Below are 22,969 nucleotides of genomic sequence, written 5' to 3' on the forward strand. Positions count from 1 at the left end.
GATCCCGCCAGGCACGCCCGAACTCGCCAGGTACTCCCGATCCCGCCGGGCACGCCCGAACTCGCCAGGGGCCCCGCAGCTGCACAGCGCCGTATCGGTCCGCCCCGACCCCCGGACCCCCGCCGCCCCTCAGCGCGTGGGAGTGGTCAGCAGCCCGGCGGCGCGGAGCGCCCGCTCCAGCGTCGTCGAGACCTGCCGCCACGCGGTGCGCCGCCGTCCCGCGCCGATGCTGCCGCCGGACACCGCCGTGGCGTGCTGCGCGTGGCGGAGCGTGATCGTGGTCGAGGTCCCCGTGACGGTCGTCGACAGCTCGTACCGCCGGAACTCCCGCGACGGGTGCACCATCGCCCCGAGCAGGATGGTCAGCAGGCGGTTCCCCGTCGTCGCCGTGATCGTGCCCCCGGTCGACTCGACCCGGTGGCCGCTCTGCCGGAGCGCCGCACCGGCGACCTCCATGGCGGTGCAGCGGTCTCCCGTGTGGACGGCGTACTGCGTCGTGTGCTCCATGTGTTCCTCCCCGAACCCGGAGTCCTCCCCGACCTCCCCCCGGAAGCCGTGCGACGAGCATAGCCGATGCAACCTCACGACCGGGGGCGTGTCGCGGGCGCTCGGTAGACTGCCGTCCGTGTCAGTGAACCCCGAGCTCGTCGGCAGGACGTTCCCGCCGGCCCAGCCCTACCTGGTCGGTCGCGAGAAGGTGCGCGAGTTCTCGCGCGCCGTGTTCGCGACGAACCCGATCCACCACGAGCCCGAGGCCGCCCGCGCCGCCGGGTACGCCGACGTCGTCGCGCCGCCGACCTTCGCCGTCGTCGTGCAGGAGGCCACCCTCGCGCAGCTCCTCGCCGAGCCCGACGCCGGCATCGACTTCTCTCGTGTCGTGCACGGCGAGCAGTCCTTCACGTACGACCGACCGATCGTGGCGGGCGACGAGCTCACCGCGACCCTCACGGTGACGAGCGTCAAGACCCTCGGCGGCAACGCCATGGTGACGGCCGAGAGCACGATGGACGACGCCACGGGGGAGCACGTCGTCACGGCGACCTCCACCCTCGTGGTCCGAGGAGACGACGCATGACCGCCGCACCCGCCACCGCGCTCGAGGTCGGCACCGTCGTCGCCGAGCGCGAGGTCCACCTGACCCGCGACGCCCTCGTCCGCTACGCCGGCGCCTCGGGCGACTTCAACCCGATCCACTACCGCGACGACGTCGCCGCGTCGGTCGGGCTCCCCGGCGTCCTCGCGCACGGCATGCTCACCATGGGCCTCGCCGTGCAGCCGGTCGCCGAGTGGCTCGGCGACACCGGGTGGGTCGCGGGCTACGGCGTCCGGTTCACCCGCCCCGTCGTGGTCGACCCGGAGCAGGGCGCCACCGTCGGCGTCGTCGCCAAGGTCGGCACGGTCGACGACCAGGGTCGTCCGCAGCGCATCGACCTGACCGTGACCGCCGCCGGGCAGACCGTGCTCGGCAAGGCGCAGGTCACGGTGGTGTTCCGCTGACCGTGTCGACGCGGTTGGCCGACCTGACCACGTTCCGCGTGGGCGGACCCGCCGCGACGCTCCTGACCGCCGACACGACCGAGGAACTCGTCGCCCACGCGCACACCGCGTGGCAGGACGACGAGTGGCTGGTCGTGGGCGGCGGCAGCAACCTGCTCGTCGCCGACGACGGCTTCGCCGGCACGGTCGTGCTCGTCCGCACGCACGGGCTCGAGGCCGATCCCGACGACGACGGCGTCACCGTCCGCGTCGCGGCCGGTGAGCCGTGGGACCGGTTCGTCGCCACGACCGTCGAGAACGGCTGGACCGGCCTGGAGGCACTGAGCGGCATCCCGGGCACGGTCGGTGCCGCCCCCGTGCAGAACATCGGCGCCTACGGGGTCGAGCTCTCCGACGTGCTCACCCGGATCGAGTTCCTCGACGCGTCGACGGGGGACCGCGCGTGGGTGGACGCGGCCGAGCTGGCGCTCGGCTACCGCACCTCGACCCTGAAGCACGGGCGGCGCGGGGTCGTGCTGACCGTGGAGTTCCGGCTCGGGGCCGCGGCGGACGCCGGTGTTCCGGTCCGTTACGCCCAGCTCGCCGGGTCGCTCGGCGTCGAGCTCGGCACGCCCGTCGACCCGCTCACGATCCGGCGGACGGTGCTGCGCCTGCGGTCCTCGAAGGGGATGGTGCTCGACGACGCCGACCTGGACACGTGGAGCGCGGGGTCGTTCTTCACGAACCCGATCGTGTCCGCGGCCTTCGCCGAGACGCTGCCGACCGAGGCACCCCGGTGGCCGGCCGGCGACGACGTCAAGCTCAGCGCCGCCTGGCTCATCGAGCACGCCGGGGTGCACCGCGGGTACGCAGTGCCCGGGTCGCGCGCCGCGATCTCCTCGAAGCACACCCTCGCGCTGACGAACCGCGGCGACGCGACGGCTGCGCAGGTCGCGGAGCTGGCCCGCTACGTGCAGGTGACGGTGCTCAACCGCTTCGGGGTCTCCCTGGTGCCGGAGCCCGTCGTGGTCGGCGACCTGCTCGCCGCGAGCTGACCACCGGGCCGGTCACGCGCCTCCCGGCAGGACGACGGCGCAGACCGACGGCCCGCCTCCTGCCGGAGGCGGGCCGTCGTCCGTGTCACGCGGAGAAGAACGCCGCCAGGCGACGCACGCCCTCGGCGATGTCGTCGTCGCCCAGCGCGTACGACAGGCGGAGGTAGCCCGACGGGCCGAACGCCTCGCCCGGGACGACCGCGACCTCGGCGTGTTCGAGGATCAGGTCGGCCAGCTCGAGGGTCGTGGTCGGGGTCGTGCCGGCCCACTCGCGACCGAGCAGCGCGGTGACGTCCGGGTAGACGTAGAAGGCGCCCTTCGGCGTCGGCGTGACGAAGCCCGGGATCGCGTTGAGCCCCTCGACGATCGCGCGGCGACGGCGGTCGAACGCCTCGCGCATGGCCGCGACCGGCTCCTGCGGACCGGTGAGCGCGGCGATCGCCGCACGCTGCGACACGTTCGCGACGTTCGACGACAGGTGCGACTGCAGGTTCGACGCGGCCTTCACGGCGTCGGCCGGGCCGATGAACCAGCCGACGCGCCAGCCGGTCATCGCGTAGGTCTTCGCGACGCCGTTCACTAGGATGGTGGTGTCGGCGAGGGCGGGGACCGCCTCGAGGATGCCGGTGAACCGGACGTCGTCGTAGACCAGGTCCTGGTAGATCTCGTCGCTGATCACCCAGATGCCGTGCTCGAGCGCCCACTCGCCGATCGCCCGGGTCTGCTCGGCGGAGTACACCGACCCGGTGGGGTTCGACGGCGAGCAGAACAGCAGCGCCTTGGTGCGGGGCGTCCGGGCGGCCTCGAGCTGCTCGACGGTGACCAGGTACTCCTGGTCACTGCCGGCGAAGACCTCGACCGGGGTGCCGCCCGCGAGCCGGATCGCCTCCGGGTACGTGGTCCAGTACGGCGCGGGGAGCAGGACCTCGTCCCCGGTGTCGACGACAGTCTGGAACGCCTGGTAGACGGCCTGCTTGCCGCCGTTCGTCACGATGACCTGCGCGGGGTCGACCGTCACGCCGGACTCGCGCGCGGTCTTCTCGGCGACGGCGCGCTTGAGCTCCGGCAGACCCGTGGCCGGCGTGTACCGGTGGTTGGCCGGGTCCTGCACGGCGAGGACGGCCGCCTCGACGACGTGCTGCGGGGTCGCGAAGTCGGGCTCGCCCGCGGCGAACGAGACGACCGGGCGGCCGGCGGCCTTGAGCGCCTTGGCCTTGGCATCGACCTTGAGGGTCGCCGACTCCGCGATCGCGGCGATGCGCGAGGCGATGCGCGGGTGGTCGGTGGTCGCGGACTCGGGGGCGGTGGACTCGGGGCCGGGGGCTGCGGTGCTCACGGTCCCCAGCCTACCGACGCGGCACGCCGTGGCGGGGGCCGAGTGGACAGCGTGTGACGGACTCCCGTACACTCGACCACCGGCGCACGGAACGGTCTCGCTCCGTGCCCCGAGGGGTTCGTCCCCTCTAGGGCGGTGGCTCAATTGGTAGAGCAGCGGTCTCCAAAACCGCAGGTTGCAGGTTCGAGTCCTGTCCGCCCTGCAAGTTCCGGAAGGTGTGAAGTTGGCGAGCAAGGACATGGAGACGACGACGGACGACGTCGTCGCGAAGGCGAAGGCCGACCGCGCCGCGCGCGGAGGGCCGTTCGCTGCCATCGCGCTCTTCATCCGCCAGGTCATCGGCGAGCTCCGCAAGGTCGTCACGCCGACGCGCAAGGAGCTCTTCAGCTACACCGGCGTCGTGCTCGTCTTCGTCGTCGTCATGATGATCCTCGTCTCGATCCTCGACTTCGTCTTCGGTCTCGGCGTCGGTTACGTCTTCGGCAACGGTCCCACGGTCTGACCCGACGGCGGCCGGCCCGATGGTGGTCGGTCCGACGGCGGCTGGCCTGACCGGATCCCGACAGGAGTACGGTCGCCACCGAGACGTCGACCGATGCGCACCGCTCCGGCCGACCACCCGATCCGCACCACCGAACGGAAAGAACCGCAGTGTCTGACTACTCCCGCGACGACATCGACCTCGCCACGGCTGCCGAGCAGTCCTCCGAGGTCGAGGAGAACCAGGAAGGCGACGTCGAGACCGCAGAGGCCCGTTCGGTCGAGTCCGCCGAGGAGCGTGCGATCTCCGTCGAGGACGAGGACGACGACTCCCTCGGCCTGAGCGACGAGCCCGACGACGGCACGGTCGACACCTCGATCGACGAGGCCCTGACGGCCCTGGCCGAGTCCCGCGACCCCGAGGCCGACGCCGTCGTGGACGACGCGCTCGAGATCGACTCCGCCGACGAGGCCGAGGCCGCCGTCGAGGCGGTCGAGGACGAGGAGGAGTCCGAGCTCGAGGACGCCGCCGCCGCCGACGCGAACGAGACGCTCGCCGCCGACGAGGCCCTCGATGCCGACGACGCCGACGAGGAGCCCGCCGAGGTCGACCCGTACGAGGCCTTCAAGGCCGAGCTGCGGATGAAGCCGGGCAAGTGGTACGTCATCCACTCCTACGCGGGCTTCGAGCGCCGCGTGAAGTCGAACATCGAGAACCGCATGGTCTCGATGTCGATGGAGGACTACATCTACCAGGTCGAGGTCCCGATGGAGGACGTCGTCGAGATCAAGAACGGGCAGCGCAAGCTGGTCACCCGCGTCCGGATCCCCTCGTACGTGCTCGTCCGCATGGACCTCGACGAGGACTCGTGGTCCGTCGTGCGCCACACGCCGGGTGTCACCGGCTTCGTCGGCAACGCGCACAACCCCACCCCGCTCCGCTTCGACGAGGCGTTCGGCATGCTGAAGTCGCTGGTCCAGGTCGCCGAGGCGGCCCCGACCAAGGGCGGCGGCAAGTCCGGCGGTGCCGTGCAGGCGCAGCCGCAGGCCGAGGTCGACTTCGAGATCGGCGAGACCATCACCATCAAGGAGGGCTCGTTCGCGGGCCTGCCGGGTTCGATCTCCGAGATCAAGCCGGAGAGCGGCAAGCTCACCGTCCTCGTGTCGCTGTTCGAGCGCGAGACCCCCGTCGAGCTCAGCTTCGACCAGGTCACGAAGCTCTAGGTCGTCCCCACCCGTCGACCCGGTCTGGAGGATCGGGTAGACTACTGAGGTTTGGCCCCGCGCGCCCAGCGTGCGGGGCTTCACCGCGGTCCGGATCCGCCGGACCAGCGGGAGAGTGCACGGGACCCCGTGCGTTCGATTCCAGGAGGAAGCACACCATGGCACCGAAGAAGAAGGTCACGGGCCTGATCAAGCTGCAGATCAACGCGGGCGCCGCCAACCCGGCCCCGCCGATCGGTCCTGCGCTCGGTCAGCACGGCGTGAACATCATGGAGTTCTGCAAGGCGTACAACGCCGCGACCGAGTCGCAGCGTGGCAACGTCGTGCCGGTCGAGATCACCGTCTACGAGGACCGTTCGTTCACGTTCGTCCTCAAGACCCCGCCGGCTGCCGAGCTCATCAAGAAGGCTGCGGGCGTGCAGAAGGGGTCGTCGACCCCGCACACGGTCAAGGTCGCGAAGATCTCGATGGACCAGGTCCGTCAGATCGCCGAGACCAAGCAGGCCGACCTGAACGCCAACGACATCGAGCAGGCCGCGAAGATCATCGCCGGCACCGCGCGCTCGATGGGCATCACGGTCGAGGCGTAAGTCTCCGCCTGACCAGGCACACCCCCTCACCCCTTCCGTGGGAGAGCCTCGCCGGCTCGTCAACCACGTAGCTCTGCAAGGAGAACACCATGGCGAAGAAGTCCAAGGCCTACCAGGCCGCGGCCGCGAAGATCGAGGCCGACAAGTTCTACACCCCGAGCGAGGCAGTCGCCCTCGCGAAGGAGACCGGCTCGGCGAAGACCGACTCCACCGTCGAGGTCGCGCTGAAGCTCGGCGTCGACCCGCGCAAGGCTGACCAGATGGTCCGCGGCACGGTCATCCTGCCGCACGGCACCGGCAAGACCGCCCGCGTCATCGTCTTCGCCGTGGGCGCTGCGGCCGAGGCCGCCATCGCCGCAGGCGCCGACGAGGTCGGTGGCGACGAGCTCATCGCGAAGGTCGCCGAGGGCTACACCGCCTTCGACTCCGCCGTCGCGACGCCGGACCTCATGGGCAAGGTCGGTCGTCTGGGCAAGGTGCTCGGCCCGCGTGGCCTCATGCCGAACCCGAAGACCGGCACCGTGACGCCGAACGTGGCGCAGGCCGTCGGCGACATCAAGGGCGGCAAGATCGAGTTCCGCGTCGACAAGCACGCCAACGTGCACTTCGTCGTCGGCAAGGCCTCGTTCACCCCGGAGCAGCTCGACGAGAACATCTCGACCGCGCTCGAGGAGATCGTCCGCCTCAAGCCGAGCGCCTCGAAGGGCCGCTACATCACGAAGGGCGCCGTCTCGACGACCTTCGGACCGGGCATCCCGCTCGACGTCAACGCCATCTGATCCACTGATCAGTCCCAGGAGGCCCGCACCGACCACGGTGCGGGCCTTCCTGCGTTTCCGGGCCCGGGCCGGATAGCGTGGGCACGTGCGGACCCTCGTGAACTCCTTGCGCCTCGTCGTGGTCATCCTCGTCGTCGTCGCGATCGTGGCGCAGTGGCTCGTGAGCATGCGCACGCCGCAGTACTCGCCGTTCAACTTCTTCGGGTACTTCACGATCCAGTCGAACGTGTTCGTGGCGGTCGCCTTCGCCGTCGCCCTCGTGTCCGCCGCCCGCCGGAAGCGCGCCGACCTCGTCGTGAGCCTGCTGCGCGCGGCGGCGACGGTGTACATCGCCACCACGGGCCTCGTGTACAACACCCTGCTCACGAACGTCGACGTCTCGACGTCGGTGTCGTGGTCGAACGACGTGCTGCACCGGGTCGTGCCGGTCTGGGTCGTGCTCGACTGGCTGCTCTTCTCCGACCGCGCCCGGCTGCGGCTCCGGCACGTCTGGTGGTTCCTTGTCTACCCGGCCGTGTGGCTGATCGTCGTGCTGGTCCGCGGCGCGACCGACGGCTGGGTGCCGTACCCGTTCCTGTCGCCGTCCCTCGGCTACGGCGTGGTCGCACTGTACTGCCTCGGGATCGCGGTGTTCATCGCGCTCACGGGCATCCTCGTGATCGGGATCAGCCGCCTGCGGACCCTGCGGGTCTAGACGCGGAACGCCCGCAGCTTGTCGAGCACCAGGTCGGCGAGCTGGACGAGTCCGCGGATCTGGTCGTCGTCGCGGTCGACCCACCGGCACTCGGGTTCGTCGGCGACCGGGACGAACTCGTCGTGACGCTCCCAGACGAACAGGGTGCGGTCGGCGCCGAGCACGTACTGCTGCCACCACACCTGGCGCAGGTAGTGCCGCGGGATGCTGCGCCAGCCCTTGCCGGTGGTCTTGATCTCGGCGAGCACGAGCCGCTGCGAGGCGTCGTACCCGACCCCGTCCGGTGTGGCGAGGTGCGCGCGGTTCGTGCTCGCGTGGAACAGGTGGGCCGAGGGCTCGATGCCGTGCGTCGCCGCGACCCAGGCGGCGATCACCGGTTCGCGGTCCTTGCCGTGCTCGGTGAACGCGTTGCCGGAGAACCGGGAGCCGTAGCGCTTGTCGGCGACGACGGCCTCGACGGCGCGGAGCGAGGCGAGCCGGGCGACGTCGGTCGCGGTGATCCCCATCGCCCGGGCACGGAGCCAGGCGACGCGGTCCGACGAGTGCGCGACGATGCGGTCGGTGTGCCCGCGGAGCGCGGTGAACGCACCGGAGGCCGCGGCGGACCGCGTACCGGACGTGACCGGCGAGGCGGGCACGGGGCGCTCCTCCAGGCCGGGGTCCAGGTCGCCCCACAGGGTGGGCTGCACGATCGTCACCCGACGATTCTCACCCCGCGCGCCGACACGGTGGTAACCGACGCGCGCTCCTTCCGCCGTCAGGAGACGAGCGCGCGTCCCTCGGCGTAGGCCACGAGCTCGTCGACCCCGGCGGGGGAGAGCGCGTAGCCGATCGCCAGTGCTGCCGCGCCCTGCAGTGCGGCGACGGAGCCGGCACGCGACTGCGCGATCACGAGGTGCTCGGTGGCGAGGGGCGTGGAGCGGGCGTAGACGACCTCGCGGACGCCGGCGAGCAGGTGTTCCCCGGCGCGCGTGATGGACCCGCCGAGCGTGATGACCGACGGGTTGACCAGGGACACGCACGTCGCGAGGACCTCGCCGATGTCGCGGCCCGCCTGCCGCACGGCGCCGATGGCGTCGAGCTCGGCCCGGTTCACCAGGTCGATGACGTCGCCGCTCGTGTGCACGTCGTGGCCCTTCGCCCGCAGGGCACGGGCGATGGCGGGACCGGACGCCACGGCCTCCAGGCAGCCGGTGTTGCCGCAGTGGCACGGTACGTCCCCGGCGCGCGAGACCCGGACGTGCCCGATGTCGCCGGCCGTGCCCTGCGCGCCGCGGCGGAGCTGGCCGTCCGAGACGATCCCGGAGCCGATGCCCGTGGCGACCTTCACGAAGAGCAGGTGGTCGACGTCCGGCCAGCCGTGCTGGCGCTCCCCGAGGGCCGCGATGTTGACGTCGTTGTCGAGCAGGACGTGGGCCGCGACGTGTCCGCGGAGCCACCCGGGGACGTCGAAGCCGTCCCACCCGGGCATGATCGGCGGGTTCGCCGGGCGTCCGGTGGAGAACTCGACCGGACCGGGGACGCCGATGCCGATCGCGATGACGTCGTCGCGCGACCGACCGACCTCGTCGAGCAGCACGTCCACCGTCTCGACGAGCCAGGTGAGCGTCGGGACGGGGCCGGCGGCGATGTCGATGCGCGCCTCGCGCACGGCGAGGGTGGTGGCGGTGAGGTCCGTCACCGCGACGCGTCCGTGCGAGGCTCCGAGGTCGGCGGCGACCACCAGCCGGGCACCGGGCACCAGCGCGACCCGCGCGGGCGGGCGACCACCGGTGGACGCTGCCGTCTCGACCGGTCCGACGAGTCCGACGTCGATGAGGGCGTCGAGGCGCACGGCGATCGTCGAGCGCGCGAGTCCCGTCAGGGCGGCCAGCTCCGCCCGGGTCCGCGGCACGCCGTCGCGGAGGATCTGGAAGAGCTCGCTCGTCCCGACCGGAGGCGACGCTGCCGTCCGGGTGAAGTCGACCATGCCGGGAGTGAAGCACACATCGATCGCGCCACGCAACGAAGGTTGTCGAGGAGCTCGCAACTTCTGCTTGACCGCCGACAGAAGCGGCCATAGTGTTCCCCTCGATCAGTGACGATCCACCATCTCGACGAGGAGAACCCCTGGTGACCCAACCCCTCTCGGTCCAGCTCTACACGGTGCGCGACGCCCTCTCGGCGGACCTGCCCGGCACGCTCCGCCGCATCGCCTCCATCGGCTACACGAACGTCGAGGCCTTCGGGTACGTCGAGCACGCCGAGGAACTGCGCGACGCGCTGGCCGACGCCGGCCTGCAGGCACCGAGCGGGCACGCCCGGCTGCTGGACGCCGGCGAGCAGGACCTCGAGCGCATCATGCACGCCAGCACGACGATCGGGATGCAGACGCTCATCGACCCGCACATCGACGAGGCCCGCTGGACGACCCGCGAGGACGTCGAGGCGATCGCCCGCGAGCTCAGTGCCCTCGCCCCCCGTGCCGCCGACCACGGGCTCGTGCTCGGCTACCACAACCACGCGTTCGAGTTCTCGAACCGCATCGACGGGGTCAGCGCCTACCAGGTGTTCGCGGACGCCCTGTCCGACGACGTCGTGCTCGAACTCGACACCTACTGGGTCACGGTCGGCGGCGACGACCCGGTCGCGGTCATCGGCCGGTACGGCGACAAGGTGCGGTTCCTGCACGTCAAGGACGGCGACGGCTCGCACGACGACAAGCGGCAGGTCGCCGTGGGCAACGGCGTCATGCCGATCCGGGACATCGTGGCCGCGGCACCGGACGCCCAGCACGTCGTCGAGCTCGACGACCACGAGGGCGACGTCTTCCAGGCCGTCGCCGACTCGTACACGTTCCTCGAGGGCGTCCGCGCATGACCGACACCACCACGGCGGCAGCCGAGCAGGGGACGACCACGCAGCGCACCGGTCCGGTCGGGGTCGGCGTCATCGGCGCCGGCGTCATCTCCGACCAGTACCTGTCGAACCTCACCGTGTTCGCCGACGTCGAGGTCCGGTTCATCGCCGACATCGACCTCGACCGCGCGGCCGCCCAGGCCGAGAAGTGGGGCGTCCCCTCGTCGGGCACCGTCGAGCAGCTCCTGGCCGACGACGACATCGAGATCGTCGTCAACCTGACCATCCCCGCCGCCCACGTCGAGGTCGCGCTGCAGGTGCTGGCCGCCGGCAAGCACGTGTGGGGGGAGAAGCCCTACGCGCTCGACCGCACGAGCGCCGCGCAGCTCCGCGACGCCGCGGCCGCTGCAGGCAAGACCGTCAGCGTCGCACCGGACACCTTCCTCGGTGCCGGCCTGCAGACCGCGCTCCGCACGATCCGCGACGGCCGGATCGGCGCCCCGCTCAACGGTCTGACGCTCTTCCAGAGCCCCGGCCCGGAGTCGTGGCACCCGAGCCCCGAGTTCCTGTTCGCGTACGGCGCGGGTCCGCTGTTCGACATCGGCCCGTACTACATCACCACGCTCGTGCAGGTCTTCGGTCCGGTCGAGAAGGTCACGGCCACCGCGTCGAAGTCCCGTGCCACGCGCACGATCGGCTCCGGACCGAAGGCCGGCACCGAGTTCCCCGTCGACGTGCCGACGAACCACTCCGCGCTCATCCAGTTCGCCAGCGGCGCGAGCGCGCAGAGCGTGTTCTCGTTCGAGTCGGACCGGGGCCGGACCGGCTTCGTCGAGATCGCGGGGGAGCAGGGCACGGTCGTGTTCCCGGACCCGAACAACTTCGACGGCGACACCGAGCTCTACGCGCACGGTGCCGACGGCCCCGAGACGATCCCGGCCGTCGGTTCGACGTACACCCGCGGGACGGGCGTGGTCGACCTCGCCCGCTCGATCCGTGCCGGGCGGGAGAACCGGGTCCCCGGTGCCCTCGCCTTCCACGTCCTCGACGTGATGGTCTCCATCGCCGAGGCCGCCGAACGTGGTGAGACCGTGCTCGTCGAGAGCACGGTCGAGCCCTCCCCGACCCTCCCCGAGGGTTGGGACCCCGCGGAGCAGACCCTCTGACCCGCCCGCGGGCCGCACCGTCGCGGTCCGCACGCGGGACCGGCTGCACCCCGCACCCGACACAGCAGCACCACCCTCAGCACCATCTCAACGACGAGAAAGTAGAGAGTCATGCGCACTGCCATCCGCGCACTGGCCATCACCGCGGCCGCGGCACTCACCGTGACCGGTCTGGCGGCCTGCTCCTCCGGGTCGTCCGGTTCCTCCGGCGACTCGAAGACGCTCACGTACTGGGCGTCGAACCAGGGCACGTCCCTGCAGAACGACAAGGAGGTGCTCACCCCCGTCCTCGAGAAGTTCACCAAGGAGACCGGGATCAAGGTGAACCTCCAGGTCATCGGCTGGAACGACCTGCAGACGAAGATCACCACCGCCGTCACCTCGGGCCAGGGCCCCGACGTGGTCAACATCGGCAACACCTGGGCGACCTCGCTCCAGGCCACCGGCGCCTTCCAGGAGTTCGGTGACTCGGAGATGCAGGCGATCGGCGGCGCCGACAAGTTCGGCAAGGTCGCGCTGTCCACCGGTGGCGCTCCGGGCAAGACCGTCACGAGCGTCCCGCTCTACGGCCTCGCGTACGGGCTCTACTACAACAAGCAGATGTTCAAGGACGCCGGTCTCGAGGCCCCGACCTCGTGGGAGGACCTGACGGCGGACGCGAAGAAGCTGACCTCGGGTGACACCTACGGCTTCACCATCGCCGGTGGCTCGTACACCGAGAACGCGCACTTCGCGTTCATCAACTCGGCGCAGAACGGCGGCGAGTGGTTCGACAAGGACGGCAAGCCGACGTTCACCCAGAAGGCGAACGTCGACGGCATCAAGCGCTACCTCGACCTGATGCAGTCGGACAAGGTGGTCAACACCTCGAACGCCCAGTACGACAACGGCACGCAGGCGGTCTCGGACTTCGCGAACAAGAAGGCCGCGATGATGCTGACGCAGAACAACGCCAACGCGACGATCACCTCGAACGGCATGTCCGCCGACGACTTCGGTGTGGTGCCCTTCCCGGCGCCGCAGGGTGCGGAGGACATCGCGTCCTTCCCGGCCGGCATCAACCTGTCGATCTTCAAGAACACGAAGAACAAGGACGGTGCGCTGAAGTTCGTCAAGTTCATGACGAGCGAGGAGACCCAGACCACGCTCGACAAGCCGTACTCGGCACTGCCGGTGCTCGCCTCCGCTGCCGACTCGGTCACCGACGAGCAGACGAAGACGTTCCTCGACATCTACAACAACAAGGCGAAGCCGCTCCCGCTGGTGCCCGCCGAGGACCAGTTCGAGTCGACGGTCGGCAAGGCGATGAACGACATGTTCGCCAAGATCGCGACCGGCGGCACGGTGTCGGACAGCGACATCAAGACCGCGCTGCAGACCGCGCAGGACCAGGTCTCGCAGTCGGTCGGTTAGTCGGACTGGAGGCCCGGATCGCGTCCGCCAGGACGCGTCCGGGCCTCCTCCTCCCGCACCCGGCCCCGTGCCGGGGGTGAGCGCATCGGCTCACGCACGCCGCGCCTCCCGACCGCTGCCACGGTCCCGGGTCGCGAAGCACCGATCCCCCTCCTGCCGGAAGGCCCCCACCCATGACCACCTCGGTCCTGCCCGAATCCGAGCGCATCGACCTGACCCGCACGAAGGCCCCGACGCTCTCGGGGCCGCAGCCGGGGCGCAAGCCCAAGCGCCACTGGTTGCCGTACGCGCTGGTCGCGCCCGCGATCCTCTTCGAACTGCTCATCCACATCGTGCCGATGCTCACCGGCATCTGGATCTCGTTCGTCCAGCTCACCAAGTACTTCATCGCGAACTGGGGCGCAGCGCCGTTCGCGGGCCTCCGCAACTACTCGGTCGCGGTCGACTTCGACCAGGCGATCGGCCAGGGCGTCCTCAACTCGTTCCTGATCACCTGCGGCTACACGATCATCGTCGTTGCGCTCTCGTGGACCTTCGGCATGGCCGCCGCCGTCGCGCTGCAGAAGCCGTTCAAGGGGCAGGGGCTGTTCCGCACGCTGTTCCTCGTGCCCTACGCACTGCCGATGTACGCCGGCATCATCACCTGGAAGTTCATGCTCCAGCGCGACTCCGGCGCGGTGAACCACGTCCTCGTCGACCAGCTCGGGCTGTTCGGCGGACAGGGCCCCTTCTGGCTCATCGGCAGCAACGCGTTCGTCTCGGTCGTCGTCGTGGCGATCTGGAAGACGTGGCCGTTCGCGTTCCTGATGCTCATGGCGGGCCTGCAGTCCGTGCCGAACGACGTCTACGAGGCCGCCTCTGTCGACGGGGCGAAGGCGTTCCGGCAGTGGCGCTCCATCACGCTCCCGATGGTCCGTCCGGTCAACGTGACGCTCGTGCTCGTGATGTTCCTGTGGACGTTCAACGACTTCAACACGCCGTTCGTGCTGTTCGGTTCGACCGCGCAGCCGCCGGCCGCCGACCTCCTCAGCTTCCACATCTACAACGCGTCGTTCATCACCTGGAACTTCGGCTCCGGGGCCGCGATGAGCGTCCTGCTCCTGCTCTTCCTGCTCATCGTCACCGGCATCTACCTGGCCGTGACCAACCGGAGGTCCGTCCGTGCGTGAGACACTCGGCGCCAAGTCGTTCAAGATCGTCACGATCGTCCTGCTGACGCTCTTCACGGTCGTCCCGCTCTACGTCATGGTCACCACGGCCATGAAGCCGCTCGGCGACGTGCAGAACAACTTCACGTGGATCCCGACGAACATCACCTTCCAGCCGTTCATCGACATGTGGTCGACCGTCCCGCTGGCGAAGTACTTCGTCAACTCGCTCGTCGTCTGCACCGTGGCGACCGTCTTCTCGCTCATCATCGCGACGTTCGCCGCCTACGGCGTCTCGCGGTGGAACTTCCGGGGCAAGAGCACGTTCACCACGGCGGTGCTCTCGACGCAGATGTTCCCCGGCGTGCTGTTCCTGCTGCCGCTGTTCCTCATCTTCACGAACCTCGGCAACGCGCTCGGCATCCAGCTCGTCGGATCGTGGCTCGGCCTGATCATCACCTACCTGACGTTCACGCTGCCGTTCTCGATCTGGATGCTCTCCGGGTACTTCGAGACGATCCCGCGCGAGCTCGACGAGGCCGCGATGGTCGACGGTTCCGGCCCGATGGGTGCGCTGTTCCGCGTCATCCTGCCCTCGGCCCGCCCGGGCCTGGTGGCCGTCGGCATCTACTCGTTCATGACGGCGTGGGGCGAGGTGCTCTTCGCCTCGGTCATGACGAACGGCGACGGGCAGCTGCTGGCGAACGGCCTGCAGCAGTACTCCACGCAGACGAACGTGTACTGGAACCAGATCATGGCGGCGTCGCTCGTGGTGTCGATCCCGGTCGTGGTCGCGTTCCTCATCGTGCAGCGCCAGTTCGTGGCCGGCCTGACCGCGGGTGCGGTGAAGTAGGCGGAGGCTGCGTGCCCGAGGCTCGGCTCGGCGGACATCTTCGCGGCGACATGCCCGCGAAGATGTCCGCCTGTCCGAGCCTCGCCCGATCGACGACCGACAGGATGGACGCATGACAGGGGACCGCGGGCGCCAGCTGCTGCCCGGACAGACCAGCCGGGTGCACGTGTACGACGTCGCGTCGCGCACGAGCCGGCTCGTGTTCGAGTCGCGCTCGGTGCTCGTGGAGGCGCCGAACGTGCGCGCGGACGGCACGCTCGTGCTGAACGGGGACGGAGACCTCTGGCTCCTGACGCCGCCGGCGCCGGGCAGCGGCACCGTGCTCGACGAGACCGCGCTCGTGCGGGTGCCGATGCCCGGGGTCGACGAGATCAACAACGACCACGTGCTCGACCCCTCGGGGGAGTCCGTCGTGGTGAGCGCCCGCGACGGCGAGCTGTACCGGGTGCCCCTGCCCGACGGCGGGGCGGCGGACCGCATCACCGACACCGCCGCAGTGCTGCCCGTGGTCCGGAAGTACTACCTGCACGGCGTGGCCCCGGACGGCTCGGCGCTCGCCGCGATCGTGGGGGAGCGCACGCCGGAGGGTGTCTGGACGACCGACGTCGCCCTGGTCGACCCGGGCTCGGGTGCGACGACGTTCCTGACGCGCGACGAGCACCCCGACGACGGGTGCGCCGTCGCGGGGGACGTCGTCGTGTTCAACACCGAGCGCTTCACCCCGGGGACGGCGCAGCTCGCGTGGCTGCGACCGGGGGCTGAGGGATCTGCTCCGACCACACCCGTGCCGATCACCGGGGACGACCGGGTGAACTGGTTCCCGCACGTCTCCCCGGACGGGGCGCACCTGCTCTACCTGTCGTACGAGCCGGGCGTGCAGGGTCACCCGGCCGACCACCGTGTGGAGCTGCGCCTGCTCCCGGGGTCGCTCGTCCGCGGCGCACGGATCGCCGTCGTGCCGGAGACGCTCGTCGCGCTCGACGGCGGACAGGGCACCGTCAACGTGCCGCCGTGGTCGCCGGGCTCGCGCTGGTTCGCGTACTGCGACTACCCGGTCGCCTGACGCCGACCCCGTCCCGCCCCGTCCTGCGGAGGGGGAGGATCAGACGGCGTCGCCGTAGGTGCGGCGGAGGTGCTCGGCGTAGCCGCCGGGGGTGCGGCCGGCGAAGCGCCCGCTCGTGACCACCGGCAGCTCGGTCGTGGCACGGACGTCGAGACCGAGCGCCCGGGCGCGCTCGACCAGCCGGACGTCCTCGTGCTCCGGGACGGGGTCGAACCCGCCGAGGGCGGCGTCGGCGTCCGCCCGGACGCCGAGGTTGGCGCCGTGCACGTGCCCGAGGGTGGCCCCCGGCGGGTGCGCCCGACGCCAGCGTTCGAGGACGACCGGGTCGAGGTCGTCCGGGTCGGGGACGACCGCGCCGACGAGCACGTGCGCCCCGGCGAGCATCGCGTCGACCTGCTGCACGAGCCAGTCGCGGTGCACACGGGAGTCGGCGTCGGTGTGCGCGAACCAGTGGCGGCCGGGGACGACCCCGTCGGCGAGGAGCCGCGCGTGCGCGGTCCCGAGGGCACGGGCACGGCCGACGCCCACGTGCGCGGAGGTCCGGACGTGCAGGGCACCACCGGACCACGTCGGGTCGGTCCGGCGGGCACGGTCGACGACGGCCGCGGTGCCGTCGGTGCAGCCGTCGAGCACGAGCGTCACGCCGACGGCGACGCCGGGGCGGTCGCGTGCGAGCGACGCGACCGCCGCCGACAGTGCGTCGAGCGACCGGCCGACCGTGTCCTCCTCGTCGTGCACCGGGACCACGACGTCGATGCGGGCGGTGCTCACCGGACGAGTCCCTGCGCCCGGGCGACCGACACGACCGACGGTCCGGGGAACACGCTGAGCACGAAGTCGTCCTCGACGTGGTGGACGATCGCCGGGCGTGGCCACCGGGCTGCGATGCGCGCGTCGACGGTGTCACCGTCGGTCACCGCCTCGTCGTCGGGATGTCGCCAGTGGCAGGCGACGAGGACGCCGTCGTCGTCGAGCGAGTCGAGCACGCGGTCGACGGTCCGGTCGAGGTCGTCGGGCGACAGGTAGTAGCCGACCTCGGAGAGGACCACGAGGTCCCACCGACCCGACGGCCACTCGGCGGGGAATGCCGCCTGCTCGAACCGGGCGCCGGGAGCGCGTCGGCGTGCCTGCTCGATCGCTGCGGCGGCGACGTCGGTGCCGGTCACGCGGTCGGCCCGCTCGGTGAGCGCCGCCGTGAGGACACCGGTCGCGCAGCCGAGCTCCAGGGCTGAGCGGAACCGCGGACGGGGCAGCGCTGCGAGGGTGACGGCGCGCTTCCGCTGCTCGTACCAGGAGCCGTCGAAGTCCCACCCCTCGGGCTTCCGGGCGTAGTGCGCGTCGAACGACTCCGCCGACCGGGACCGCAGCGGTGCGAAGAACCACTCCTCGGCCCGCAGGTGGTGTGCGGCGTGCCGGCCGTCGACGATCGGCTCGTCCCCGGGGGCGTCGGACAGGGGCTCGGTCTGGGACGGGTACGCCGCGAGCGCCCGGGCCTTCCGGTCGCGCACGTCGGCGTCGAGCGGCAGCGCGCGTGCCCGGTCCCACGGCGCCACCGGGACCGCGGGGTCGTCCCAGTGCCAGGCCCAGACCGGGTAGGCGAGCAGGTCGGTGCCGGGGGTCGCGGCGACGACCTGCTCGGCGACCTCGCCGGCGATGCGGTGGTCACGGTGCCCGTCGCCCCGCCAGGGGGCCACCACGAGCGTCGGGCGTGGTGCCCCGGCGAGCCGGTGCTCCAGGGCCGTCCGGAGCACGTCGACGTGCTCGCGGAGGCCGCCGTCCGGCACGTCCAGCTCGGTGGCGCTCGCCGCGGGGTGCAGGGTGCGCAGCGCCGCGCGGAACTCGTGGGACCGTCGCGGCGCGAGCTCCTCGGGCGTGGTCGTGGGGGAGTCCGGGTGGGAGTGCTCACCGCGGGTGACGAGCAGGACGTGCACCGGGATCCCGGCGTCCGCGGCCACCGCGACGAGCCCGCCGGCGCCGAGCGTCTCGTCGTCGGGGTGCGGCGCGACGACCACGACCGCGTCGACGCCGTGCAGGTCGACGGGCGTCGGCGGGACTGCCGCCAGGAACGCCGTCCACGCCGCGGGGTCCGTGCCGGGCTCCCGGTGGTCGAAGCTCACCACGCGACACCGCCGCGCTCGAGGACGATCCGGCCGACCCGGGCGGTGTCCCGGGCCCCGTGGTCCTGCAGCACGTAGAGCCCGAGGTCGGCCACGCGGGCGGCGACCTCGGCGTCCCGGGTCAGCGGTGCCGGTCCGACGGTGGACACGACACGCTGCAGCACGGCGTCGACCGCACGGCGCACCCGGGAGCGGGTGACCTGCGCCAGGAGCGACCAGTCGGTGTCGGTGTCCGCACCGGGGTCGGTGTCCGCACCGTGCGCGCTGCCGTCGATGCGGGCCGCCGCCGTCGCGAGGGCGTCCTCCGCGTCGGCGAGGTCGAGGACGGTGGCGCCGAGGGCCTCCTGCAGCAGCTCGGACGACGGACGGGCCGCGGCGGTCGCGCGCAGCAGCCGGGCCAGGCCCACCGCACCGCCCCACCAGCAGGCAGCGACGCCGATCCCGCCCCAGGCGAAGCCCGGTCGGGTGAGGTACCACCCCGGGTCGCCGACCGGCTCCGCGGCGACACCGTCGAGCTCGACCGGCCCGCTCGGCACGTCGGGCATCCCGCGCGCGACCCACGACTCGTCGTGCACCGTGACGCCCGGCTGCCGCAGGTCGACCGCGAACAGCTGCCGCTCGTCGCCGACGTGCGCGGTGACGAGGGCGTGGGACAGCGACGAGGCGAGCGAGCACCACGGCTTGACCCCGTGCAGCCGCACGCCGCCGGAGGAGTCCCTCGTCGCCTCGAGTCGCAGGCCGGGGGCCTCCGCGGCGAACACGCCCCACGTCGAGTCGTCGGGCACGGGGACTCCGGCCTGGGCGAGGATGCCGAGCGCGTCGAGGTGCGGCTCGACGGTACGGGCCGTCGCGACGTCCGCTGCGGCGACCGCCGCCAGCGTGGCGAGGACGGCACCGGCGGTGCCGGAGGTCAGGAGCGGGGTGGTGGACGCGAGGGTCCGCGCGACGGTGAGCCGCTCGGACGGGGTCGCACCGGGCCTCCCGGCAGACGCCTCGACGTCCGCGGTCCGGACCGCCGCAGCGGACGGTGGCCAGGCGGGGGAACGCAGCATGACCCCGACGCTACGGGGTGCGTGCCGAGGGCGTACCCGGACTCCTCCGGCTCCTGTCGTGCGATCCACAGAACGCAGAGAGGCGCTCCACAGACGCCTCATAGGAATCCCTCGATACTCGAAGACGTGACCATCTCCCAGCCCGCCGCAGCCCCACGTCTCACCCGCCTCGACGGCACCCCGTTGCGCATCCTCGTCGTCGACGACGAGGCCAGCCTGACGGACCTGCTCTCGATGGCGCTCCGGTACGAGGGGTGGGACGTGAAGAGCGCGAACGGTGGGCAGGACGCCCTCGCCACCGCGCGCGAGTGGAAGCCCGACGCGATGGTGCTCGACGTGATGATGCCGGACCTCGACGGCCTCCAGGTCCTCAGCAGGCTCCGACAGGCCGACGACGACACCCCGGTGCTCTTCCTCACCGCGAAGGACTCCGTCGAGGACCGCGTCACGGGCCTGACGGCGGGCGGCGACGACTACGTCACGAAGCCGTTCTCGCTCGAGGAGGTCGTGGCCCGGCTCCGTGGGCTCATCCGCCGCTCGCAGATCTCGGTGTCCGAGGCCGGCGACTCCCGCATCGTGGTCGGTGACCTCGTGCTCGACGAGGAGTCGTACGAGGTCTCCCGCGCCGGGCGGCCCGTCGAGCTGACCGCGACCGAGTTCGAGCTCCTGCGCTTCCTCATGCGGAACCCGCGGCGGGTGCTGAGCAAGGCGCAGATCCTCGACCGCGTCTGGTCCTACGACTTCGGCGGCAAGTCCAGCGTCGTGGAGATCTACATCTCCTACCTGCGCAAGAAGATCGACGCCGGCGAGACCCCGATGATCCACACGGTGCGGGGCGTCGGGTACGTCATCAAGCCGACGTCCTGAGGGGCGGCGACGTGACCCTCCGTCGACGGCTCGTCCTGAGCACGGTGGCGCTGGTCGTCGCCGTGAGCGCGGTGATCGGTGCCGGGAGCATCATCGCGCTGTTCTCCATCCAGCGGTCGGCGATCGACCAGCAGCTGCAGTACGCCACGAGCCGGGCGCAGAAGTCCCTGCAGAACCAGGGCCCGAACGGCCCGAGTCTCGAGATCGGGCGGCCCTCCGGACAGGCCGCGGGAACCCTGACCGTCTACTTCCTGAACGGCAACGCGGCGGTCGGCAGCGTGCTCGACAACGCCGGCGACGTGGACCGGATCTCGAGCGCCGCCGCCCGGCCGCTCGGCGAGGTGACGGTCGACGGTGCGGCGCACACGGTCGACCTCGGCAGCGAGCTCGGCCGCTACCGCGTCACGGCCGCCCCGGTCGGACCCGCCGTGCTCGTCGTCGGCCTGCCGATGGCACCCGTCTACGAGAGCGTCTGGAAGCTCCTCGGCGTCGTGCTCGTCGTCACCGCCGTCGCCCTGCTCGCCGCGTCGGCGGTGGCCGCGGCCGCGGTCCGTCGTTCTCTCCGGCCGCTCGACCGTGTCGCCGAGACCGCGTCGGCCGTCGCGCGGATGCCGCTGGAGCGCAGCGAGACCCTCGACGGCGTGCGCGTCCCCGACACCGATCCCCGGACCGAGGTCGGCCGCGTCGGCACCGCGTTCAACCGGATGCTCGGGCACATCGCCGGGGCGATGCAGGCGCGTGAGCGCTCCGAACAAAAGGTCCGGCAGTTCGTCGCGGACGCCTCGCACGAGCTGCGCACCCCGCTCGCGTCGGTCCGCGGGTACGCCGAGCTCACCCGCCGGATGGGAGCCGACCTGCCGCCGGACGTCGTGTACGCCATGAGCCGGATCGAGTCCGAGTCGGTCCGGATGACGAGCATGGTCGAGGACCTGCTGCTCCTCGCGCGGCTCGACGAGGGCCGCGAGGTCCAGTTCGCCGACGTCGACCTGACCGGTCTGGTCCTCGACGCCGTGAACGACGCGCACGCTGCATCGCCCGACCACGTCATCGCGCTCGACGTGCCGTCCGAGCCCGTCGTCGTGCCCGGGGACGCCGCGCGGTTGCACCAGGTGGTCGTGAACCTCGTGACGAACGCCCGGACGCACACCCCGGAGGGCACCAGGATCACCGTGGGCATCCACCGGGTCGCGGACGGGGTCGACCTGACCGTGCGCGACGACGGGCAGGGGATCGACCCGGAGTTCCTGCCGAAGCTCTTCGAGCGGTTCGCCCGGGCGGACAGCTCGCGGTCGCGGAGCGCGGGCTCGACGGGGCTCGGCCTGGCCATCGTGGACGCAGTCGTGCAGGCGCACGGCGGTCGGGTCGCGGTGGCGAGCGTGCCGGGGGACACCGTGTTCACGGTGCACCTGCCGGCCACACGGCCGGCGGTGGCGACCGCCGACGGCTCGGCGAAGGCGGTCCCGACCGCGTGACGGACGGGAGGCGCGGGGCGGGCCCGCACCGTGCCTCCCGTCCGACGGTTGGTCGCGGTCCGGATCCTGTGGTACCTTCTTCGAAGCCAAAGACCGCCGGTCGTCTGTGCGCTTGCGCGCAGACCGAAGGTCCTCACTCGTGGGGAGTCCAGCGCAGGTGTTCAGAACCACTCCTCCCGTTCGCGGGGGAGCAGCTCCGAGCCTCTGCGCCGGAGCTTTTTTCGTGTGTGGACTGTGCTCGTCACAGTCATCGACCTGGGGCTAGCCGGCAAGAAACCCCCAAGGAGAACCATGGCGAACAAGGAAGCTGCGGTCGCCGAGCTCACGGATGCATTCCAGAGCTCGAACGCCGTCCTGCTCACCGAGTACCGCGGTCTCACGGTCGCGCAGCTCAAGGAGCTCCGCAACTCGATCCGTGAGCACGCCACGTACGCCGTGGTGAAGAACACGCTGACCAAGATCGCGGCGAACAACGCCGGCATCTCGTCGTTCGACGACGAGCTCGCCGGTCCGTCCGCTCTCGCCTTCGTCCACGGTGACACCGTCGCCGTCGCGAAGTCGCTGCGTGCATTCGCCAAGGCGAACCCCCAGCTCGTGGTGAAGGGCGGTTACTTCGACGGTAACCCGCTCACCGCGACCGAGGTGGACAAGCTCGCCGACCTCGAGTCCCGTGAAGTCCTGCTCGGCAAGCTCGCCGGCGCCTTCAAGGCCTCGCTGTTCGGTGCTGCGTACCTGTTCCAGGCACCCCTCTCGCAGGCCGTCCGCACCGTGGACGCCCTCCGCGAGAAGCAGGAGTCCGCGGCCTGACCAGGCACGCGTTCATCAACCACACGTTCTAGCTAGTAGTAGGAGAAAATCATGGCGAAGCTTTCGCAGGACGAGCTCATCGAGGCCTTCAAGGAGCTCACGCTCATCGAGCTCTCGGACTTCGTGAAGAAGTTCGAGGAGGTCTTCGAGGTCACCGCTGCTGCCCCCGTCGCGGTCGCCGCGGCCGGTGGCGCTGCTGCCCCCGCCGAGGAGGTCGAGGAGAAGACCGAGTTCGACGTCGTGCTCAAGTCGGCCGGTGACAAGAAGATCCAGGTCATCAAGGAGGTCCGTGGCCTCACGTCGCTCGGCCTCGGCGAGGCCAAGGCGCTCGTGGAGACCCCCGACGCCAAGGTGCTCGAGGGTGTCAACAAGGAGACCGCTGACAAGGCCAAGGAGTCCCTCGAGGCTGCTGGCGCCACGGTCGAGCTCGCGTAGTTCGTTCCTTCTGGTCACGAAGGCCGCTGCCCCTCGGGGCGGCGGCCTTCGTCGTGTGCGGGGTGGGGCGGGGTGGGGGCGCGGGCGCGAGACTCGACTCTGCG

The 22,969-nt window shown here is 71.2% G+C and carries 25 protein-coding genes and 1 tRNA gene; 19 read left to right on the forward strand and 7 right to left on the reverse strand.

Going from position 1 to position 22,969, the window contains the following annotated elements; all coding sequences use genetic code 11:
• Positions 1-129: 129 nt before the first annotated feature.
• The gene (locus QUG92_RS01360; protein WP_182045970.1) at positions 130-507 is read right to left on the reverse strand and encodes a hypothetical protein; all 378 of its coding nucleotides are present in this window, start codon (positions 505-507) and stop codon (positions 130-132) included.
• A gap of 118 nt (positions 508-625) precedes the next feature.
• Between QUG92_RS01360 and QUG92_RS01365 the strand changes: the two genes are divergently transcribed.
• Genes QUG92_RS01365 through QUG92_RS01375 form a run of 3 tightly spaced genes read left to right on the forward strand, consistent with a single transcriptional unit; the run spans position 626 to position 2,531 of the window.
• On the forward strand, positions 626-1,075 hold the full coding sequence (locus QUG92_RS01365; RefSeq protein ID WP_083263847.1) for a MaoC family dehydratase N-terminal domain-containing protein: 450 nt from the start codon (positions 626-628) through the stop codon (positions 1,073-1,075).
• Positions 1,072-1,497: a MaoC/PaaZ C-terminal domain-containing protein gene (locus QUG92_RS01370; RefSeq protein WP_289457401.1), complete on the forward strand. Its 426-nt coding sequence runs from the start codon at positions 1,072-1,074 to the stop codon at positions 1,495-1,497. The genes QUG92_RS01365 and QUG92_RS01370 overlap by 4 nt, the downstream gene beginning before the upstream one ends.
• 14 nt (positions 1,498-1,511) lie before the next feature.
• Positions 1,512-2,531, forward strand: coding sequence for a UDP-N-acetylmuramate dehydrogenase (locus QUG92_RS01375; RefSeq protein WP_289457402.1), 1,020 nt, complete (start codon positions 1,512-1,514; stop codon positions 2,529-2,531).
• 85 nt (positions 2,532-2,616) lie between these two features.
• Here the strand turns inward: QUG92_RS01375 and QUG92_RS01380 are convergent, their stop codons facing one another.
• Positions 2,617-3,867: a pyridoxal phosphate-dependent aminotransferase gene (locus QUG92_RS01380; protein ID WP_289457404.1), complete on the reverse strand. Its 1,251-nt coding sequence runs from the start codon at positions 3,865-3,867 to the stop codon at positions 2,617-2,619.
• A 129-nt stretch (positions 3,868-3,996) separates the two neighbouring features.
• Between QUG92_RS01380 and QUG92_RS01385 the strand changes: the two genes are divergently transcribed.
• From QUG92_RS01385 to QUG92_RS01410, 6 genes are all read left to right on the forward strand, one after another.
• Positions 3,997-4,069, forward strand: a tRNA-Trp gene (locus QUG92_RS01385).
• Between the two features lie 36 nt (positions 4,070-4,105).
• Positions 4,106-4,369 (forward strand): preprotein translocase subunit SecE, encoded by a 264-nt coding sequence (gene secE, locus QUG92_RS01390; RefSeq protein WP_411266605.1) that lies wholly within the window; start codon positions 4,106-4,108, stop codon positions 4,367-4,369.
• Positions 4,370-4,518: 149 nt separating this feature from the next.
• Positions 4,519-5,571: a transcription termination/antitermination protein NusG gene (gene nusG, locus QUG92_RS01395; RefSeq protein ID WP_289457406.1), complete on the forward strand. Its 1,053-nt coding sequence runs from the start codon at positions 4,519-4,521 to the stop codon at positions 5,569-5,571.
• Positions 5,572-5,729: 158 nt separating this feature from the next.
• Positions 5,730-6,161 carry a 50S ribosomal protein L11 gene (gene rplK / locus QUG92_RS01400; RefSeq protein ID WP_017888638.1) on the forward strand — a complete coding sequence of 144 codons (432 nt, stop codon included), beginning with the start codon at positions 5,730-5,732 and terminating at the stop codon, positions 6,159-6,161.
• 89 nt (positions 6,162-6,250) lie between these two features.
• Positions 6,251-6,940 carry a 50S ribosomal protein L1 gene (gene rplA / locus QUG92_RS01405; protein ID WP_069712137.1) on the forward strand — a complete coding sequence of 230 codons (690 nt, stop codon included), beginning with the start codon at positions 6,251-6,253 and terminating at the stop codon, positions 6,938-6,940.
• A gap of 85 nt (positions 6,941-7,025) precedes the next feature.
• Entirely contained in the window at positions 7,026-7,634 is a 609-nt protein-coding gene (locus QUG92_RS01410; RefSeq protein WP_289457418.1) for a Pr6Pr family membrane protein, read from the forward strand.
• Here the strand turns inward: QUG92_RS01410 and QUG92_RS01415 are convergent.
• Together QUG92_RS01415 and QUG92_RS01420 are read right to left on the reverse strand one after the other, a co-directional pair.
• Positions 7,631-8,332 carry a YqaJ viral recombinase family protein gene (locus QUG92_RS01415; protein WP_182045975.1) on the reverse strand — a complete coding sequence of 234 codons (702 nt, stop codon included), beginning with the start codon at positions 8,330-8,332 and terminating at the stop codon, positions 7,631-7,633. The genes QUG92_RS01410 and QUG92_RS01415 overlap by 4 nt on opposite strands.
• Before the next feature lie 59 nt (positions 8,333-8,391).
• Positions 8,392-9,603, reverse strand: coding sequence for an ROK family transcriptional regulator (locus tag QUG92_RS01420; RefSeq protein WP_182045976.1), 1,212 nt, complete (start codon positions 9,601-9,603; stop codon positions 8,392-8,394).
• A gap of 143 nt (positions 9,604-9,746) precedes the next feature.
• On the opposite strand from QUG92_RS01420, the gene QUG92_RS01425 reads away from it, so the two are divergent.
• The 6 genes from QUG92_RS01425 to QUG92_RS01450 all read left to right on the forward strand — a co-directional run bounded on the left by QUG92_RS01425 (position 9,747) and on the right by QUG92_RS01450 (position 16,115).
• A complete protein-coding gene (locus QUG92_RS01425; RefSeq protein WP_289457419.1) occupies positions 9,747-10,493 on the forward strand; it encodes a sugar phosphate isomerase/epimerase family protein in 747 nt (248 codons plus the stop codon).
• Positions 10,490-11,638 carry a Gfo/Idh/MocA family protein gene (locus tag QUG92_RS01430; RefSeq protein ID WP_289457420.1) on the forward strand — a complete coding sequence of 383 codons (1,149 nt, stop codon included), beginning with the start codon at positions 10,490-10,492 and terminating at the stop codon, positions 11,636-11,638. Before QUG92_RS01425 ends, QUG92_RS01430 begins: the two co-directional genes overlap by 4 nt.
• Before the next feature lie 111 nt (positions 11,639-11,749).
• Positions 11,750-13,051, forward strand: a complete 1,302-nt coding sequence (locus QUG92_RS01435; RefSeq protein WP_289457421.1) for an ABC transporter substrate-binding protein — start codon at positions 11,750-11,752, stop codon at positions 13,049-13,051.
• A 173-nt stretch (positions 13,052-13,224) separates the two neighbouring features.
• Complete coding sequence (locus tag QUG92_RS01440; protein WP_182045980.1) at positions 13,225-14,220, forward strand: carbohydrate ABC transporter permease; 996 nt, start codon at positions 13,225-13,227, stop codon at positions 14,218-14,220.
• On the forward strand, positions 14,213-15,052 hold the full coding sequence (locus QUG92_RS01445) for a carbohydrate ABC transporter permease (protein WP_289457422.1): 840 nt from the start codon (positions 14,213-14,215) through the stop codon (positions 15,050-15,052). The genes QUG92_RS01440 and QUG92_RS01445 overlap by 8 nt, the downstream gene beginning before the upstream one ends.
• Before the next feature lie 112 nt (positions 15,053-15,164).
• Positions 15,165-16,115: a TolB family protein gene (locus tag QUG92_RS01450; RefSeq protein ID WP_289457423.1), complete on the forward strand. Its 951-nt coding sequence runs from the start codon at positions 15,165-15,167 to the stop codon at positions 16,113-16,115.
• 39 nt (positions 16,116-16,154) lie between these two features.
• On the opposite strand, the gene QUG92_RS01455 is transcribed toward QUG92_RS01450, so the two are convergent.
• The 3 genes from QUG92_RS01455 to QUG92_RS01465 are packed head-to-tail and all read right to left on the reverse strand — an operon-like array spanning position 16,155 to position 19,284.
• Positions 16,155-16,886 (reverse strand): glycosyltransferase family 2 protein, encoded by a 732-nt coding sequence (locus QUG92_RS01455; RefSeq protein WP_289457424.1) that lies wholly within the window; start codon positions 16,884-16,886, stop codon positions 16,155-16,157.
• A complete protein-coding gene (locus QUG92_RS01460; protein WP_289457425.1) occupies positions 16,883-18,232 on the reverse strand; it encodes a bifunctional PIG-L family deacetylase/class I SAM-dependent methyltransferase in 1,350 nt (449 codons plus the stop codon). Before QUG92_RS01460 ends, QUG92_RS01455 begins: the two co-directional genes overlap by 4 nt.
• The gene (locus QUG92_RS01465; protein ID WP_289457426.1) at positions 18,229-19,284 is read right to left on the reverse strand and encodes an acyl-CoA dehydrogenase family protein; all 1,056 of its coding nucleotides are present in this window, start codon (positions 19,282-19,284) and stop codon (positions 18,229-18,231) included. Before QUG92_RS01465 ends, QUG92_RS01460 begins: the two co-directional genes overlap by 4 nt.
• Before the next feature lie 132 nt (positions 19,285-19,416).
• Here QUG92_RS01465 and QUG92_RS01470 point away from each other — a divergent pair, with 132 nt between their 5' ends.
• The 4 genes from QUG92_RS01470 (at position 19,417) to rplL (ending at position 22,865) form a co-directional block, all read left to right on the forward strand.
• On the forward strand, positions 19,417-20,151 hold the full coding sequence (locus QUG92_RS01470) for a response regulator transcription factor (RefSeq protein WP_491700631.1): 735 nt from the start codon (positions 19,417-19,419) through the stop codon (positions 20,149-20,151).
• Positions 20,152-20,162: 11 nt separating this feature from the next.
• A complete protein-coding gene (locus QUG92_RS01475; protein ID WP_289457427.1) occupies positions 20,163-21,623 on the forward strand; it encodes a sensor histidine kinase in 1,461 nt (486 codons plus the stop codon).
• Positions 21,624-21,914: 291 nt separating this feature from the next.
• Positions 21,915-22,430, forward strand: a complete 516-nt coding sequence (rplJ, locus tag QUG92_RS01480) for a 50S ribosomal protein L10 (protein ID WP_069712148.1) — start codon at positions 21,915-21,917, stop codon at positions 22,428-22,430.
• Positions 22,431-22,481: 51 nt separating this feature from the next.
• On the forward strand, positions 22,482-22,865 hold the full coding sequence (gene rplL / locus QUG92_RS01485; RefSeq protein ID WP_069712149.1) for a 50S ribosomal protein L7/L12: 384 nt from the start codon (positions 22,482-22,484) through the stop codon (positions 22,863-22,865).
• Positions 22,866-22,969: the final 104 nt, after the last annotated feature.

The organism is Curtobacterium citri (assembly GCF_030362955.1).
GTDB lineage: Bacteria > Actinomycetota > Actinomycetes > Actinomycetales > Microbacteriaceae > Curtobacterium > Curtobacterium citri.